A 16505-nucleotide genomic window follows, 5' to 3' on the forward strand; every position below is an offset into this window, starting at 1 on the left:
CCTCACATATGAAAATCTTAGCAATAGCAGGAAGCAACTCAGAAGTTTCAATGAACAAACAGTTGGTTGCATACGCATCAACATTATTTGAAAATGCAGAAGTAGAAGTAGTGGATTTGAATCCTTTCGAAATGCCAATCTATAAACATGAAAGAGAATTAGCAGGTGGTGTTCCTCAGGAAGCGCATGATTTTGCCGCTAAAATTGACGGTGCTAATGTATTGTTGGTAGCTTTGGCAGAACACAACGGAACATACTCTACAGCATTTAAAAATGTGTTCGACTGGGTATCGAGAATCAAAGACAGAACAGTTTGGAATGAAGTGCCAATGTTATTGATGTCTACGTCTCCGGGAGGTAGAGGTGGAGCAGGAGTTTTAGAAGCTGCATCAAAGCGTTTTCCTTTCCACGGAGGAAATGTGGTGGAAACTTTTTCACTTCCATTCTTTAATGATAACTTTGATAAAACAGCTCAAAAAATTTCTAATGAAGAGAAAATCAGTGAGTTGAAAGAGAAAATAAAGAAGATTGCGGCTATTGAAACCATCCTTGAAAAATAGAATTTGAATATTCATTTAAAATTACTATTTTTGCAAAAAGAAAAGAGATGAAAATTCAGACCTCCTATAAACAATGTTTTTCTCATAAAGGGAAAATTGTGGGCTCTGAAATTCTGAGATAAAATAACGGCCGATAATCTGAAAAGATTGTCGGCTTTTTTGTTTTCTAAAATCAAGTATAAAAGTAATTGAAATATTAAAAGATAAGAAGACACAAGATACCAGGTGCAAGACAATTAATCATCTGAAATCTGAATCCGATATCTAAAAATCTAAGCAGACATGAGCAACACTTACAAATCAGCAGGAGTAGACAAAGAAGAAGGATACAAAACGGTTGACAAGATCAAAAAAGCGGTCGGTGAAACCCACAATTCCAATGTACTGAACCACTTGGGAAGTTTTGGTGCTTTCTATGAGATCGGTGGATACAAAAATCCGGTTCTTGTATCAGGAACAGATGGAGTAGGAACAAAGCTGAAAGTAGCTTTAGATACTAAAAAATATGATTCTATTGGTGTTGATTGCTTTGCAATGTGTGCCAATGATATTCTGTGTCACGGAGCAAAACCTTTATTCTTTCTGGATTATCTGGCTTGCGGAAAGCTTGATTCAGAAATCGCTGCCGAAATCGTTTTAGGAATGGTTGCCGCTTGTAAGGATAACAACTGTGCTCTGATTGGTGGAGAAACTGCTGAAATGCCGGGAATGTACCAGCCGGGAGATTATGATGTTGCAGGATTCTGTGTAGGAATTGTAGAAAAAGATCAGATTATTGATGGTTCTACCATCAAAGCAGGTAACAAAATTATTGCATTACCAAGCTCAGGATTCCATTCAAACGGATTCTCTTTAGTAAGAAAAGTATTCCCGAACTTCGAAGAAGAATTTGAAGGAAAACCTTTATACGAGACCCTTTTAGTTCCTACAAGACTATACTACAAAGATATTCACAAGGTATTGGAAGAAGTAAAAGTAAGCGGAATTGCTCACATCACAGGAGGCGGTCTTTACGAAAACGTTCCAAGAATTATTCCTGAAGGACTTTGTGCTTCTATTGACGAATCAAAAATCAGAATTCCTAGTGTTATGCTTGAGCTTGAAAAGAGAGGTGAAGTAGCTCGTGAGGAAATGTACGGAACATTCAATATGGGGGTAGGTATGGTAATCGTTGTGGATGATGAACATGCTGAAAAAGTATTAAATCTTCTTGATGATGCTTACGAAATCGGAGAAATCACTGAAGGAGCAGAGAAAATTGATTTGAAATTTTAAATGACATCAGATTTCAGACCCTAGGCATCAGACGGTAAGTCTGTAATCTTAAATCTGACATCTAACATCTGAATAATGAAGAACATCGTTGTACTCGTATCTGGTTCAGGAACCAATCTGCAAAGAATCATTGATACTATTGATTCCGGAGAAATCCAGAATGCAAAAGTAACTTTAGTTGTAGCAGACAGAGAATGTTTCGGGCTGGAAAGAGCAAAGAATCACAATATAGAAAACATATTGATTCCAAGAGGAAAGAATTTCAGCAGTGAGCTGGCTAAAGTAATCCCTGAAAATACAGATTTGATCGTATTGGCCGGATTTTTATCCATCTTGAAATCTGAATTCTGTGAAAACTGGAATGGTAAAATAATCAATATTCACCCTGCTTTGCTTCCAAAATTCGGAGGAAAAGGAATGTGGGGAATGAACGTTCACAATGCAGTTATTGAAGCCAAAGAAGTAGAGAGTGGTGCGACTGTACATTTTGTAACACCGGGCATTGATGAGGGAGAAGCTATTCTTCAGAAGTCTTTTGAAGTAACCGCCGATGATACTCCTGAAACCCTGGCTCAGAAAGTTCACCAGATTGAATATGAAATATTTCCGATAGCGATCAATAAGGTCCTGGGAAACTAATTCCTTTCCTTTGGAAAGGTGTCAAAATTTTTAATTTTTGACAGGAAAATAGAAAAATCTAAGTAAAATAAAAGTAAGTTCGGAGGTGAAAGACCCGGACACAGTTTGAAATAGCTGTAAAAAGTAAAAAATCGAAAGTAAAATGAGTAAAAAGAGAGTTTTAATCAGTGTTTCTGACAAAAGTGGATTAATAGAATTCGCGCAGTTTTTGGAAGCTCAGAATTATGAGTTGATCTCTACAGGAGGAACGTTCAAACATTTGAAAGACGCTGGTTTAAATCCTATTCAGATTGATGAGGTAACCAATTTCCCTGAAATGCTGGACGGAAGAGTGAAAACTTTACACCCGAAAGTTCACGGAGGATTGCTGGCTGTTCGTAACAACGAAGTGCACATGAAAACCGTTCAGGAGCACGGAATTGATCTGATTGACATGGTGATCGTAAATCTTTACCCTTTCTTTGAAAATGTAAACAAAGACATTTCTTTACATGAAAAAGTAGAGTTTATCGATATCGGAGGTCCTTCAATGCTTCGTTCTGCAGCTAAAAACTTTGATTCTGTAACAGTAATCACTGATGTTGAAGATTATGCAGCAGTAAAAATTGAAATGGAACAAAACGGGGATACTTACATCGAAACCCGTAAAAAGCTTGCGGGAAAAGTATTCAACCTTACCTCTGCGTATGATGCAGCTATTTCAAGAATGCTTTTAGATGAAGAATATCCTACTTATTTGAATGCTTCTTACAAAAAAGTGGCTGACTTAAGATACGGAGAAAATCCTCACCAGACAGCAGCTTACTATGTTTCTACTTTCGAGAATGGAGCAATGAAAGACTTTGAACAGCTTGGTGGTAAAGAACTTTCTTTCAACAATCTTCGTGATATGGACCTTTGCTGGAAAGTGGTAACGGAGTTCAAAGAAGAAATGGCTTGTTGTGCCGTAAAACACTCTACCCCTTGTGGAGTGGCAATCGGAACTTCAGCATTGGAGACTTACCAGAAAACATTTGAATGTGATCCGGTTTCTATCTTTGGCGGAATTGTTGCAATGAACTATAAAATCGATGCAGCTACAGCTGAAGAATTAAACAAAACTTTCCTTGAAATTGTAATGGCTCCTGAATTTGATGAAGAAGCTCTTGAAATCTTAAGAAAAAAGAAAAATTTAAGAATCATCAAAATCGTAAACCCGGTTTCAGACAAACAGACTTGGGTGAAAGTAGACGGTGGTATCCTTGTTCAGGATAATGACCTTCACTTTTCAGATGATATCAAAGTGGTAACTGAAGTACAGCCTACAGAAGAACAGAAAAAAGCATTACTCTTCTCTCAGAGAGTAGTAAAATATGTGAAGTCTAACGCAATCGTAGTTTCCAACGGAATTCAGGCATTCGGTATCGGAGGCGGACAGGTAAATAGAATCTGGGCGACTCAGCAGGCTATCGAAAGAGCTAAAGAAAAATTCTCCGGAGATTTGGTATTGGCTTCAGATGCGTTTTTTCCATTCCGTGACGTGGTAGATTTCTGCGCTCAGGAAGGTATCAAGGCGATTATTCAGCCAGGTGGAAGTGTAAAAGATCAGGATAGTATTGAGGCTGCAAATGAGCACAATATTCCAATGATGTTTACAGGTGTTAGACACTTTTTCCACTAATTAAAATAGAATTAAAAAATAATTAGGGATTGTATTTTTAGCATTCAAAATTATATATTTGTAAAATAGACTAGATAATAATATAAAGTATGAGAATATTAATCATAGGTGAAGGCGGTAGAGAATCTGCTTTAGCGGCAAAGCTTCAGAATGACTCAAGAATTTCTAAAATGTTTTTTGCCAACGGGAATGCTACTACCGATGTAATAGGGAAAAATGTTCATTTATCGGAAATCAAAGAACTTAGAGATTTCGCCATTAAAGAAAAGATTGATCTTACGATCGTAGGTCCGGAAGCTCCTCTTGTAGCGGGTATCAAAGACGAATTTAAAAAGCATGATCTTAAAGTTTTCGGGCCTACTCAAAAAGTAGCAAGCCTGGAAGGAAGTAAAGCTTTCTCTAAGAAATTTATGCAGACCTATGATATCAAAACAGCTAAAGCTGTGGTATTTGATTCATATAACGAAGCTATAGAGTATGTAAAGACACAGCAGTATCCTTTAGTAGTTAAAGCAAGTGGTTTAGCTGGAGGAAAAGGTGTGGTAATCTGTGATACTCTGGAAGAAGCTGAAGCTACAATCCATGATTTCATGATCAGAAGAATCTATGGAGATGCTGGTATTCGTTTAGTTATTGAAGAATATTTACAAGGTTTTGAAGCGTCTATCATTGCTTTCTCTAATGGAGATAAATTATTCCCATGTGTAGCAGCGAAAGACTATAAAAAAGCCGGAAATGGAGATACAGGACCTAATACAGGAGGTATGGGTTCCATCGCACCAAGCCCGGAATTTACTCAGGAGCACTATGCAGATTTTGAGAAAAATATCTTAGAGCCTACTATTAAAGGTCTTAAAGCTGAAGGTTTCGGATTTAAAGGAATTATCTTCTTCGGATTGATGGTAACGAAAAACGGAGCTTACCTTCTTGAATATAACATGAGATTCGGAGATCCTGAAACTCAGGTATTGATGGCACTTATGGAAAACAATCTTCTTGATGTGATCCAGGACTGTATGGATGGAAAAGATATTCAGCTTAAATTTAAAGACGAAAAAGCAGTTTGTCTTGTAATGTGTTCAGGAGGTTATCCAAGAAACATCGAAACAGGTTTCGAAATTACAGGAGAAGATAAACTGAAACATAGTAAACTATTATATGCAGGAGCAATCAGCAAAGGAGACAAAGTGGTTTCCAATGGTGGTAGAGTTCTGAACATTGTAGCTACAGGAGCTACTTTCGAAGATGCCCGCAAAAAAGTTTACGAAGATGCAAGTCATGTACATTTCGATTACGGCTTCTACAGAGAAGACATCGGAAAGTTTTAATAAAAATCACGAAAAAAGATTTGGAGCCATTCCAAGTCTTTTTTTGTAAAACAGTTAATATTAAGAACAAGATTCCAGACATCAGAACAAAAATCTGAAATCTGATCTCTTTCAAACAAATCAATTATCAACAATGAACAACGGTATTATTATTTTAGATTTCGGATCCCAGTACAACCAGCTTATCGGAAGAAGAATCCGTGAGATGGGTGTATATTCTGAGATTTTGCCTTACAATACGCCACTACAAGATATTTTAGCAAAACAGCCAAAAGGAATCATTCTTTCTGGTGGACCAAGCTCTGTAAATGCAGAAAATGCTCACCTGGTTGAAAAAGCTTTATACGAACAGGGAGTTCCTGTGTTGGGAATCTGCTACGGAATGCAGATGACGGCTCACCTTTTAGGAGGTAAAGTAAACAAAGGAGAAAAAGGAGAATACGGTAAAGCAAACCTTGAGATCGTTAAAGAGAGCTCTTTATTGAAAGGAGTTACTCAGAACTCTGTAGTTTGGATGAGCCACTTTGACGAAGTAGGAGAATTGCCTGCAGGTTTTGAATTAAACGCAAAATCAGGAGTAATTGCTTCTATCTCTAATGAAGAAAGTAAAATCTACTGTGTGCAGTTCCACCCGGAAGTTTCTCATACAGAAGAAGGAGGAAAAATGCTTGAAAATTTCGTTTTCGGAATCTGTAACTCAGAGAAAAACTGGAAACTGACCAACTATATCGAAAAAACAGTTGAAGAAATCCGTGAGAAAGTAGGAGACAACAAAGTAATCCTTGGACTTTCTGGTGGTGTAGACTCTTCTGTAGCGGCTGTTTTGATCCACAAAGCAATCGGTGATCAGTTGACTTGTATCTTCGTAGATACAGGATTATTGAGAAAAGATGAAGGCAAGAAAGTAATGGATCAATATGGAGAACATTTCCATATGAACATTAAAATGGTAGATGCTCAGGATAGATTCCTTACAAAATTAGCAGGAGTAGATGATCCTGAAGCGAAGAGAAAAATCATCGGAAACGAATTTATCCATGTATTTGACGAAGAATCTCACAAAATTGAAGGTGCTAAATTCCTTGCTCAAGGTACTATTTATCCTGATGTTATCGAAAGCCAGTCTGTAAACGGACCATCTGCAGTAATCAAATCTCACCACAATGTTGGAGGACTTCCTGAAGATATGGAATTCGAATTATTAGAGCCATTAAGAGAGCTTTTCAAGGACGAAGTAAGAAGAGTAGGAGAAGAATTAGGGATTCCTCACCACATGGTATACAGACACCCTTTCCCAGGTCCAGGACTTGGAATCAGAGTATTGGGAGCGGTTGATGCTGAGAAAGTAAGAATCCTTCAGGAAGCTGACGATATCTTCATCGAAGAATTATACAAAAATGACCTTTACGAAAAAGTATCTCAGGCGTTTGTAGTACTTCTTCCGGTAAAATCTGTAGGAGTAATGGGTGATGAAAGAACTTATGAATATACAGCTGTAGTTCGTTCTGCAAACACGATCGACTTTATGACAGCAACGTGGAGCAGACTTCCTTATGAATTCTTAGATACTGTTTCAAGCAGAATTATCAACGAAGTAAGAGGAATCAACAGAGTAGCTTACGATATTTCAAGCAAACCACCTGCAACCATTGAGTGGGAATAATCTTTGACTTGAATTAAAATATAAATCCTACCCGTTTTTGGGTGGGATTTTTTGTTAAAACTGTTTTAATGAAAAAACGATCAGGATAATATTGATAACAATTAACAAGCAATATACCAGTTTAAAGAGGATATGCTTATGGAAAATAACATAATTTACAAACATTGCCACCATTAAATAAAAGTAAATAAAATTTTTTGCATCCGCAGGTTTTATTTCAGATACTGAAAACAAGTTTAAATTATGTGAAATGTTGAGTGACGAATCTGAATAAAAAATTCTTAGAATAAAAATAGTGGTGATACTTATGAGTAAAGTTACTGCGTATGGTTTCATCAGCTGATAAAAATTTAATATAATCTTACTCTCCGATAAAAAGTATAAATACATTGGGAATATCAATGTTTACAGCATGAATTAACAGGTCGCTCCTCCGGAGTTATAATTTTAAAACAAATATTTCCTATTAACAATTTAGCTCCCAGTGGAGCTGGATTTGATCCCGTTGGGATCTGCTGTTAGTAGAAAAAAAGAAGTTTTCATAAAAATAAAGCTCCAGAGGAGCGGCCTGCTAATTATCTTTTCATTTAATCGGACGAGAATGATTTTTAATTGACATTGTAAAAATAAAAATCTTCAGCAGAAAAAGCATTCAAATTTTCCATAAAGTCAAAATAAACATTGTAAATATCAGGATTTACAGATAGATATGGATTAGAGAGGGTATCAACAATAATGTATTCTATATCATGAAATGAATGAAGAATATTTTTTACTTGTAAAGCATATTGACTTTCGATAAAAATCAGAGGATAATTTAAACAGAGATATCCGATGGTTTTATTTTCCAGGTGTAGAACAGATATTTTTTCTATATCCATTTCTATATCAATACTATAATGACGTGTAAGTGTCTCGATTACAGTACTGAAATCAGAATGTTTCCAGTACTTATTTGAATGAATTGCTGTTTGTAAAGTTTCGGTGATATCCACTGTTAAATTTTGTGTAAAATAGTTGGGAAGTACTTTGTATAAGGATGTAAGTAAAATATTTTCACTAAATTTAAGTAAAATTACATCAAATGCAAATAGAAACAAGAAACCTGACCCTTCAGGATTATAATGAGCTGGCGGAAACGATGAAAAGGGCCTACCCGCAAATGTCGGAATCCATTTGGTCCAAAAAAAGTATTGATAAGCTTACAAAAATGTTCCCTAATGGCCAGATTTGTATCACCGTTGACGGAAAATTGGCTGCTGTAGCACTTTCCATCATTGTGAATTACGATGAATTCGGGGATGACCATACCTATAGTGATATTACGGGAAATTATACGTTCAATACCCATACTTCCACGGGAAATGTTCTGTATGGAATCGAAGTTTTTGTAGACCCGGAGTTCCGTGAATTACGTTTGGGAAGAAGGTTGTATGATGCGCGAAAAGAACTTTGTGAATTATTAAACCTGAAATCGATTGTCCTGGGCGGCAGAATCCCGAATTACCACAAATACAGTCACGAGTTTTCTCCAAGAGAATATATCCGAAAAGTAAGAGATAAAGAGATTTATGATCCGGTATTGTCTTTCCAGCTTTCCAATAACTTTCTTCCGATAAGGATCCTGAAAAAATACCTTCCGGAAGATGAAGCTTCCAGAGAAAACGCAGTTCTTTTGCAATGGAATAACATCTATTACAGCAGAAAGCCAAACACAATGCAGGACAGTATCATCCGTCTTGGATTGGTACAATGGCAGATGAGGACTTTTAAAGACATAGAAGCCTTTTATGAGCAGGTAGAGTTCTTCGTGAATGTGATGGGAGATTATAAATCTGATTTTGTCCTTTTCCCGGAACTGTTCAACACGCCGTTGCTGGCTCCTTTTAACAATCTTTCCGAAAGAGACAGTATGATAGAACTGGCTAAACTTACGGAACAGATCAAAAATAAAATTTCAGAACTGGCCATCAGCTACAACGTGAATATTATTTCCGGAAGTATGCCTGTTTTTGATAATGAAAATAATGATTTGTACAACGTAAGCTACCTTCTTCACCGTGACGGTCGTATGGATGAATACCGAAAAATTCACATTACCCCGAACGAGAAAAGATATTACGGAATGAAAGGCGGAAATGAAATCAAAGTTTTTGATACTGATTGTGGTAAGATAGGACTTGTAATCTGCTATGACGTAGAATTCCCGGAATTACCAAGGATCCTGGCAGATCAAGGGATGAAAATCCTGTTTGTTCCGTATCTGACAGACACTCAAAATGCGTATATGAGAGTACGCCACTGTGCTGCCGCAAGAGCTATAGAAAATGAATGTTATGTTGCCATTGCCGGCTGTGTAGGAAATCTTCCGAAGGTCAATAATATGGACATCCAGTTCGGTCAGGCTGCCGTATTTACCCCTTCTGATTTTGCCTTCCCATCCAATGCCGTGAAAGGAGAAGCTACGCCCAATACTGAAATGACTTTGATTGTAGACGTAGATCTGAATCTGTTAAAAGACCTCCATCACAACGGATCTGTTCAGGTGATGAAAGACCGCAGAAAAGATTTGTACGAAACCTATCTTAAATAACAAAACAGAATGCGAAAGCATTCTGTTTTTATTTTACCTAAAATTTCTTTGAGTGAATTACATGTACTCAGGACATACTACAGCAGGGCAGATCAGTCTTGGACATCTTGGTCTTCCATCTGTTGGACAGCATTGGTTAGAGCAGTTTCCGATAATGATTCCGCTTCCTGCAATCCCTTTTAATTGCTCTCTTGAAAGTTTGTTGTTACGTAAATTTTTCATGTTCTAATACTTTTGGTTTGTTTTATTTGTACGTTGTAAATATATTAATTTTTGTAATATGTGATGTGTTTTTGTTATTATGATGAATATGATTCTCTAAAATACTGATTATGTGTTATTGTTTTTAATTTTATATGTTGGTGGCGGTGTAATTATTCTTTTCATAAAGGAACAATTTTTGGAGTAAATTGCACCTACTATTGATACACTATGTTTGATAAGCAACAAAGAAAACTGAAAAGATCCGCAAGACTAATTTCCGTATTGAGCAAATATGGATTTAAAGATATGCTGGCAAGAATGAACGGAGGGAATAAGCAGGAAGAAACTTCCAGTTCGGACGAGATCATTTCAAAAGGAACCGTTTACGAAAGAATAAGACTGGCGCTGGAAGAGTTGGGACCTACTTTTGTGAAACTTGGTCAGTCATTCAGTAACAGGGAAGACCTTTTGCCCCCGGAATTGATTCAGGAGCTGCAAAAACTTCAGGACAAAGTGGAAACAGTTGATATGGACGTGGAAGAAGCATTGGAAAGTGAATTCAATATTTCTGTTAAAGATTATTTCCTGGAAATTCAGAAAGAACCTCTGGCTACAGCTTCCATTGCACAAGTTTATAAAGCTGTTTTAAAAGATGGGAGCCTTGTTATTTTAAAGCTCAGAAAACCCGATGTCCAGTCAGTCATTGAAGATGATTTGCTTTTAATCAAAGATATTGAAAAACTGATCTCTGCTTATTCGGAAATAGGAGAGAAGCTTAATATGAAACAGGCGATTTCTACCTTTGAAAAATCATTGCTGGAAGAGGTTTCTTTGACAAATGAACGAAATAATATTCTGCAGTTCCGCCTTAATTTTAAAAACAATAAAGAAACTTATGTTCCGAAGGTCTATGAAGAATTTTCCAACAACAATATTCTTTGTATGGAATTCATCGATGGAATAAAAGTTACCGACAAATCAGTTCTATTAGCTAATAATATTGATCCTGTAAAAGTTTCTGAAGCTGGGTTAAGGCTTTTTGTTTCCCAAATCTTAGATTACGGATTCTTTCATGCTGATCCTCACGCCGGGAATATTTTAGTAAAAAAAGACGGTAAAATTGTTTTCATTGATTTTGGTGCGGTTGGAAAAATTCAGCCTAACGATAAGGAAATCCTTGAAAATCTTATTGTAAGTTTTGTTGCCAAAAATTCTCATAAAATAGTCCGTTCACTCAAAAAAATGGCGATAAGCTATGAAATTCCGGATGAAAGAAGATTCGAAAATGATGTGGATGATATCCTGAATTTCGTTCACAGCTCATCATTACAGGATATCAATGTGCAGGTGATCATCAACAAGATGAAGGATATTTTAAAAGACAACAGGCTTTATATGCCGGATTATTTTTATCTTTTATTTAAAGGAATCAGTCTGATAGAAGGTGTTGGAAGGAGTATTAATCCGGATCTGGATATTGTAAAAAGTCTTCATCCCTATACAAAGAAAATTTTCACAAAGAAAATTAGTCCTAAAAATCTTTTAAAAACAGGAATGGATCGAATGATGAATTTCACAGATAATGTGGATGAAATCCCGAAAGAGCTTCGTTCCGTCCTTCAAAAACTGGATGAAAACAAGTTCACCGTTTCCAGTGAGATCAAAAATATAGACAAAACCAACCAATTGATCAAATCTAGTGTGATTAATCTGATTCTGGCTATGATTTTAGGGGCTAATATTATTGCAACGGCTATTGTTTTTTCTTCAGAATCCGGCCCCAGAATAGGAGAGCTGTCTTTGGTGGCTATACTAGGATCTATCTTTTCTCTATTTTTGATTTTAATTCTCTTGCTAAGAGTCAACAGAAAATAAAATAGTCAGGGCACGAGAATTGCCCTGACTATTTTATTTTCTGTTGCATCTATTTAGATAAAACTTATATTTTATTTTTTGATTACCTTGAAAACCTGATCGTTTTGCCCTTTTGTCTTTAAAAGATAGACACCGGGTTTGAATTTTGCCAGATCAACAGTTATCTTAGATATATTCTGATAAGACTCTTTCTTTAAAAGCTTCCCGGAAATATCCAAAATTTCTAACTCGATATCTCGTTGAGATTTACCGAACTCTATATTTATATACCTGTCTGTTGGATTTGGAAAATATTTAACTTCCGTATTATTGTGGCTTACATCACTAACATTTAATGTTCCTTTAGTGAAATTTTGAAATAGAATGCTTGACTGGTTACCAAAAATATCCGTGATATAAAATTTTACGTAATAGATTGAATTATTAGGTAATGAATTAATATTAAGGGTATGATTTCTTTTATGCGGAATATTTTCGCTCATTTGCATAATAGGAGTTCCGGTAAATGCCGGATTATTATAAACTTCTATATGGTACGAAAACTGAGGTACTTTAGTAATATTGGTCGTCCATGTGAAATTGATATTGGGTCCTGTATTGACTAAAGAAAGGTTAGATACTTCTCCCTTTTGGAAATAAAGATTAGGGGCAGCGTCATTGCTGTTCAAATTAAGAATAGCTCCGGAAACATTATTAACAGGTGTCGTTGTTCCTCCTGTTTTCATAAAATAATGAGTATTGGTTTCTATACCTCCGTTGTATTTATTAATATAATTTGCAGCACCAGGGTCTGGGCTCACTCTTTCAAAGGTAGCCTGTGAAAATGAGCTCCAGGATAGGTTTGTATTTCGCTTCCATCCGTATTTATGACCAACTGTTCTCGCATTTGAACCATTTCCCAACCAGTCTTCAATAAATGACCCTGTACCGCCATTAAATTTTACATTAGGCACCGGATAATCCATCGTAACAAGGTGAAACCATTGTCCTTCTGTATGCTTATATATCCAGTATCCAAACATAGTATGCCCATTACTATTCCATGCCCGGCTTACAAAAGAGTACCATTGCTGTGTATTCCATCCAAGATTAAAATTCCAGGATTTTAAACCGGTACCTTCCCCGCCAAATGCTTCCGTGTTCGTGCCGGATGCTACATAAGCAGCTGTTATGGGTTGATTGGTAGAAGGAGAATTCCATATAGAGTAAATAAAATTATGGCCATTTGGATGATCCTGAATACCGCAATATCCACCACCTTCTTGCCCCGCATTCCATTGAAGTGCACAATAATAAGTATATAATGGAGAGGGGATATCTACTCGAATCGTGTTAACCAATATATCTCCCTGAAAACTATCATGGTATTTTAACCAGCAGGAAGGAGCCCGATTTTGGGAAAAACAAAATGGGGTTATTAAAGATAGAAATAATATAAAAGTAAATTTTTTCATAATCTTAAAATTTTATTGTTTATGGTTATTAAAATATTACTTTTATGTGGTTTTTTTATTTTTTTTTCTATCAAATTTTAATTATTTTAATTTTTAATTAAATAATTAATTGTTTTTTTTATTTATTATTGATTATATTCTTTTTTTTTTAATGTTTATAGAATTTGTATAATTGGTGTGATCAGAATTGTGATCTTTTTGTTTCAGAATCAGAACCCAAATTTGAGAAATTCACTTTAAATGTCATTGTAAGATTTTTAATATCCATATTCTAAACTATATTTTTTATGTATTTTAATCATGTTATTTCATATTTGGATAATGGGAATGAGAAATGTTTAGATTGACAATTTAAGGAAGTATTGTGCTTTATATTTTTTACTTAAAATTCTTCTGCTTTTCATGATTCTTCCTTCTACAAATTAATTACCTATCTTTGCAAAATGGAAAAACTCACTTTTGCAGATTTTGACCTTCCGGTTAAAATTCTTGATGTTTTAGCGGATTTGGAATTATTTGAACCTACACCGATTCAGGAGAAGAGCATAAAACCTATTCTTTCGGGTAGAGATGTTATGGGAATTGCACAAACCGGAACCGGGAAAACATTAGCTTACCTTTTACCCGTTCTGAAAACATGGAAGTATAGCAAAACAGGAAATCCAACTGTTTTGGTGCTTGTTCCTACAAGAGAATTGGTAGTGCAGGTAACTGAAATCCTTGAGAAACTGACAGAAAATATTACTGCAAGAGTAATCGGAATATACGGTGGGAAAAATATAAATACTCAAAAACTATTGTTCAATGATGGTTGTGATATTTTGGTAGGAACACCGGGAAGAGTGATGGATCTTGCCATAGACAATGCTATTTCCCTGAAAGAAGTTCAGAAATTGATCATTGATGAATTTGATGAGATGCTTAACTTAGGTTTCAGACCACAGCTTACCCATATTTTTGAAATGATGAAAGAGAAGAGACAGAATATCCTTTTCTCTGCAACCATGACAGAAGCTGTAGATGACATGCTGGATGTCTATTTTGCAAATCCGATAGAAATTTCATTGGCAAAATCGGGTACACCGCTTGAAAAAATTGAACAGACAGGCTATAAAGTAGAAAACTTCAATACAAAGGTCAACTTATTGGAACATTTGCTGAAGAATGATACAGATATGTCTAAAGTGTTGATTTTTAATAATAATAAAAAGCATGCAGATCTTCTTTTTACTAAAATTGATGAGCTTTTCCCTGAACAATTTGATGTGATTCACTCCAATAAATCTCAGAATTACAGATTGAAGGCTATGAAAAGCTTTGAGAATGAAGAAATCAGAGGTTTGATTACAACGGATGTAATGGCAAGAGGTCTTGATATTTCAAATATTACTCATGTAATCAATTTTGAAACACCTGATATTCCGGAGCAGTATATCCACAGAATTGGTAGAACGGGTAGAGCAGACAAAGAAGGAAAGGCTATTACATTTGTTACTAAAAAAGAAGAGCCTTTAATTCTTGACATTGAGCTATTGATGGATAAAGAACTGAAGTTTAATGAATTCCCTGAAGATGTTAAGATTAATCCTAAAAAGATCGCCGCTGAAGAAGATCAGGTAGTCATGAAAAATCCTGCTCAGGTAAAACTGAATGATGGAGGGGGCGCATTCCACGAGAAGAAAGCTAAAAATACAAAAGAAAACTGGGGTGGACCTTCCAAAAGAAAAGCACCTAAGAAGTTTGGAGCTAACAGATCTCAGCAGAAAGCAATTTCGAAATCGAAAAGAAAGAAATAAAATAAAAAACTCCCGGCGAACCGGGAGTTTTTTTATGGTATGAGGAATTAATTTTTATTTCAGGTAAGGAGTAATCACTTTCGTCCAGATTTTATATCCTTCCGGCTTAAAGTGAAGCATGTCTTCCACAAAAATATCTTTTCTTACATTTCCGTTAGCATCTTCCATTGCCTTTGTAACATCAATGAATTCTGCATTGGACTCTTTTTTCATAAAGGCAGCAATCTTTTTGTTGGCTATTTTCATTTGAGGCCAGATCACTTCTCTGCTTGGCGAATATTTGATCGATATATAATCTATTTCAATAGTTGGAAATCTCTCACGAATCTTTTTGTAGAACGTTTTATATCGGTCAACTACCACTTTTGCTTTAAGCTGGTGATTATCTGCAAAGTCATTTTCACCACAATAAATAATGATTTGCTTAGGCTGGTAGGGAGCTAAAAGGTCATTCGCAAAATCGTTAAGATCTGTAAGTCTTGATCCCCCGAATCCTCTGTTGATAATTGTTTTGCCAGGAAAGTAATCTGCTATATCAGTCCATTTGGTGAATGACGAGCTTCCCAGGAATAGAATAGCATCCTTTTGTGGCGGGTTTTGCTGATCCAGTTTTTTGAATTCCTGGATATCCTGCCAGAACATAGGTTTATTTTCCTGAGAAAAGGCAATAGTAAAGCACAGCAATAGAAATGCTGTTAGAATCTTCTTCATTATATTCAGTTTTAAATTAGATATAAAAATAATAAAAAACTCCCGATTAACGGGAGCTTTATGTTTTATCTTTTGTAGGTAACGTAAAGGATGTCAGGAACTTTATCTCCATTCATATCAAAGATTCCTGATTGCTGAGCCAGTTTTAAATCTTTGCCTGTCAAAACATCCACTCTGTAGTTTACTGAGCTATCGTCGCCAAGCTTAATTCCAATAACTTTTGAATCAGCATCGTAGGTATATCTTCCTTCAGTTTTCGGAGATGGAGTACAATCTGCACCGCTTCCTGTATACGCTGTATAGCTTACATAATAGTCTGTTCTTAGGAAAAGAGTATTTTTGGTTGCACATCCTGTTACAACTTCAGAATAAAGCACTGTTTTATTATCTTTTCCGGAAATTACTTCCCTTTTAACTTCCTTCCAATCTCCCTTCATGATATCCATATCGTAAGCTTCAAGATTGTCATCTTTACAAGAAGTAAGCGCCAAGGCAGAAAAGGCAAATAAAAGTAGCTGTTTTTTCATTTTCACAAATTTAAGAATATGCTAAAATATAAATAAATTTGAAATATTTGTAATGAAATAACGATTTTTTAAACGAATGTTTGTAAATTAAATAATTTTATGAATGTTGCGATATGAGATGAGAGTTTCTGATCATATTTTTTCAGTTTGAAAATGAGTATAAACACTTACCTCCAAACCTCGAAACAGCGTACCCCGAAACTCGCATCTCTCACCCCAA

At 35.7% G+C, this 16505-nt stretch carries 14 protein-coding genes; 9 read left to right on the forward strand and 5 right to left on the reverse strand.

Annotation, left to right across the window (positions count from 1 at the left end; genetic code table 11):
• Positions 1-8 precede the first annotated feature (8 nt).
• The 6 genes from ACM6F9_RS15270 (at position 9) to guaA (ending at position 7125) form a co-directional block, all read left to right on the forward strand.
• Entirely contained in the window at positions 9-560 is a 552-nt protein-coding gene (locus ACM6F9_RS15270) for an NADPH-dependent FMN reductase (protein WP_414846497.1), read from the forward strand.
• A 282-nt stretch (positions 561-842) separates the two neighbouring features.
• Complete coding sequence (gene purM / locus ACM6F9_RS15275; RefSeq protein ID WP_414846498.1) at positions 843-1835, forward strand: phosphoribosylformylglycinamidine cyclo-ligase; 993 nt, start codon at positions 843-845, stop codon at positions 1833-1835.
• Positions 1836-1910: 75 nt separating this feature from the next.
• A complete protein-coding gene (purN, locus tag ACM6F9_RS15280) occupies positions 1911-2474 on the forward strand; it encodes a phosphoribosylglycinamide formyltransferase (protein WP_414846499.1) in 564 nt (187 codons plus the stop codon).
• Between the two features lie 142 nt (positions 2475-2616).
• On the forward strand, positions 2617-4134 hold the full coding sequence (purH, locus tag ACM6F9_RS15285; RefSeq protein WP_414846500.1) for a bifunctional phosphoribosylaminoimidazolecarboxamide formyltransferase/IMP cyclohydrolase: 1518 nt from the start codon (positions 2617-2619) through the stop codon (positions 4132-4134).
• An 89-nt stretch (positions 4135-4223) separates the two neighbouring features.
• The gene (gene purD / locus ACM6F9_RS15290; protein ID WP_414846501.1) at positions 4224-5462 is read left to right on the forward strand and encodes a phosphoribosylamine--glycine ligase; all 1239 of its coding nucleotides are present in this window, start codon (positions 4224-4226) and stop codon (positions 5460-5462) included.
• A 133-nt stretch (positions 5463-5595) separates the two neighbouring features.
• Entirely contained in the window at positions 5596-7125 is a 1530-nt protein-coding gene (gene guaA, locus ACM6F9_RS15295) for a glutamine-hydrolyzing GMP synthase (RefSeq protein WP_414846502.1), read from the forward strand.
• 608 nt (positions 7126-7733) lie between these two features.
• On the opposite strand, the gene ACM6F9_RS15300 is transcribed toward guaA, so the two are convergent.
• Entirely contained in the window at positions 7734-8120 is a 387-nt protein-coding gene (locus tag ACM6F9_RS15300; protein WP_414846503.1) for a hypothetical protein, read from the reverse strand.
• An 89-nt stretch (positions 8121-8209) separates the two neighbouring features.
• Between ACM6F9_RS15300 and ACM6F9_RS15305 the strand changes: the two genes are divergently transcribed.
• Positions 8210-9718, forward strand: a complete 1509-nt coding sequence (locus tag ACM6F9_RS15305) for a carbon-nitrogen hydrolase family protein (protein WP_047383509.1) — start codon at positions 8210-8212, stop codon at positions 9716-9718.
• Positions 9719-9775: 57 nt separating this feature from the next.
• Here ACM6F9_RS15305 and ACM6F9_RS15310 read toward each other — a convergent pair whose 3' ends face one another.
• On the reverse strand, positions 9776-9940 hold the full coding sequence (locus ACM6F9_RS15310) for a hypothetical protein (RefSeq protein ID WP_165790479.1): 165 nt from the start codon (positions 9938-9940) through the stop codon (positions 9776-9778).
• Between the two features lie 210 nt (positions 9941-10150).
• Between ACM6F9_RS15310 and ACM6F9_RS15315 the strand changes: the two genes are divergently transcribed.
• Entirely contained in the window at positions 10151-11797 is a 1647-nt protein-coding gene (locus tag ACM6F9_RS15315; protein WP_414846504.1) for an ABC1 kinase family protein, read from the forward strand.
• A 71-nt stretch (positions 11798-11868) separates the two neighbouring features.
• On the opposite strand, the gene ACM6F9_RS15320 is transcribed toward ACM6F9_RS15315, so the two are convergent.
• On the reverse strand, positions 11869-13251 hold the full coding sequence (locus ACM6F9_RS15320) for a DUF3472 domain-containing protein (RefSeq protein ID WP_414846505.1): 1383 nt from the start codon (positions 13249-13251) through the stop codon (positions 11869-11871).
• A gap of 443 nt (positions 13252-13694) precedes the next feature.
• On the opposite strand from ACM6F9_RS15320, the gene ACM6F9_RS15325 reads away from it, so the two are divergent.
• Complete coding sequence (locus ACM6F9_RS15325) at positions 13695-15047, forward strand: DEAD/DEAH box helicase (protein WP_414846506.1); 1353 nt, start codon at positions 13695-13697, stop codon at positions 15045-15047.
• A gap of 54 nt (positions 15048-15101) precedes the next feature.
• On the opposite strand, the gene ACM6F9_RS15330 is transcribed toward ACM6F9_RS15325, so the two are convergent.
• Positions 15102-15758, reverse strand: a complete 657-nt coding sequence (locus tag ACM6F9_RS15330; RefSeq protein ID WP_414846507.1) for a GDSL-type esterase/lipase family protein — start codon at positions 15756-15758, stop codon at positions 15102-15104.
• A gap of 65 nt (positions 15759-15823) precedes the next feature.
• Positions 15824-16285, reverse strand: a complete 462-nt coding sequence (locus ACM6F9_RS15335) for a lipocalin family protein (RefSeq protein ID WP_414846508.1) — start codon at positions 16283-16285, stop codon at positions 15824-15826.
• Between the last annotated feature and the right edge of the window lie 220 nt (positions 16286-16505).

This window comes from Chryseobacterium sp. IT-36CA2 (assembly GCF_949767875.1).
Classification (GTDB): Bacteria; Bacteroidota; Bacteroidia; order Flavobacteriales; family Weeksellaceae; genus Chryseobacterium.

Excerpts from the sequence above, each read along its gene's own strand:
- ACM6F9_RS15320 (WP_414846505.1), bottom strand. The coding sequence starts at position 13,251 with ATGAAAAAATTTACTTTTATATTATTTCTATCTTTAATAACCCCATTT.
- guaA (WP_414846502.1), top strand. The coding sequence starts at position 5,596 with ATGAACAACGGTATTATTATTTTAGATTTCGGATCCCAGTACAACCAG.
- ACM6F9_RS15270 (WP_414846497.1), top strand. The coding sequence starts at position 9 with ATGAAAATCTTAGCAATAGCAGGAAGCAACTCAGAAGTTTCAATGAAC.
- ACM6F9_RS15305 (WP_047383509.1), top strand. The coding sequence starts at position 8,210 with ATGCAAATAGAAACAAGAAACCTGACCCTTCAGGATTATAATGAGCTG.
- ACM6F9_RS15335 (WP_414846508.1), bottom strand. The coding sequence starts at position 16,285 with ATGAAAAAACAGCTACTTTTATTTGCCTTTTCTGCCTTGGCGCTTACT.
- purH (WP_414846500.1), top strand. The coding sequence starts at position 2,617 with ATGAGTAAAAAGAGAGTTTTAATCAGTGTTTCTGACAAAAGTGGATTA.
- ACM6F9_RS15325 (WP_414846506.1), top strand. The coding sequence starts at position 13,695 with ATGGAAAAACTCACTTTTGCAGATTTTGACCTTCCGGTTAAAATTCTT.
- purM (WP_414846498.1), top strand. The coding sequence starts at position 843 with ATGAGCAACACTTACAAATCAGCAGGAGTAGACAAAGAAGAAGGATAC.
- purD (WP_414846501.1), top strand. The coding sequence starts at position 4,224 with ATGAGAATATTAATCATAGGTGAAGGCGGTAGAGAATCTGCTTTAGCG.
- purN (WP_414846499.1), top strand. The coding sequence starts at position 1,911 with ATGAAGAACATCGTTGTACTCGTATCTGGTTCAGGAACCAATCTGCAA.
- ACM6F9_RS15330 (WP_414846507.1), bottom strand. The coding sequence starts at position 15,758 with ATGAAGAAGATTCTAACAGCATTTCTATTGCTGTGCTTTACTATTGCC.
- ACM6F9_RS15310 (WP_165790479.1), bottom strand. The coding sequence starts at position 9,940 with ATGAAAAATTTACGTAACAACAAACTTTCAAGAGAGCAATTAAAAGGG.
- ACM6F9_RS15315 (WP_414846504.1), top strand. The coding sequence starts at position 10,151 with ATGTTTGATAAGCAACAAAGAAAACTGAAAAGATCCGCAAGACTAATT.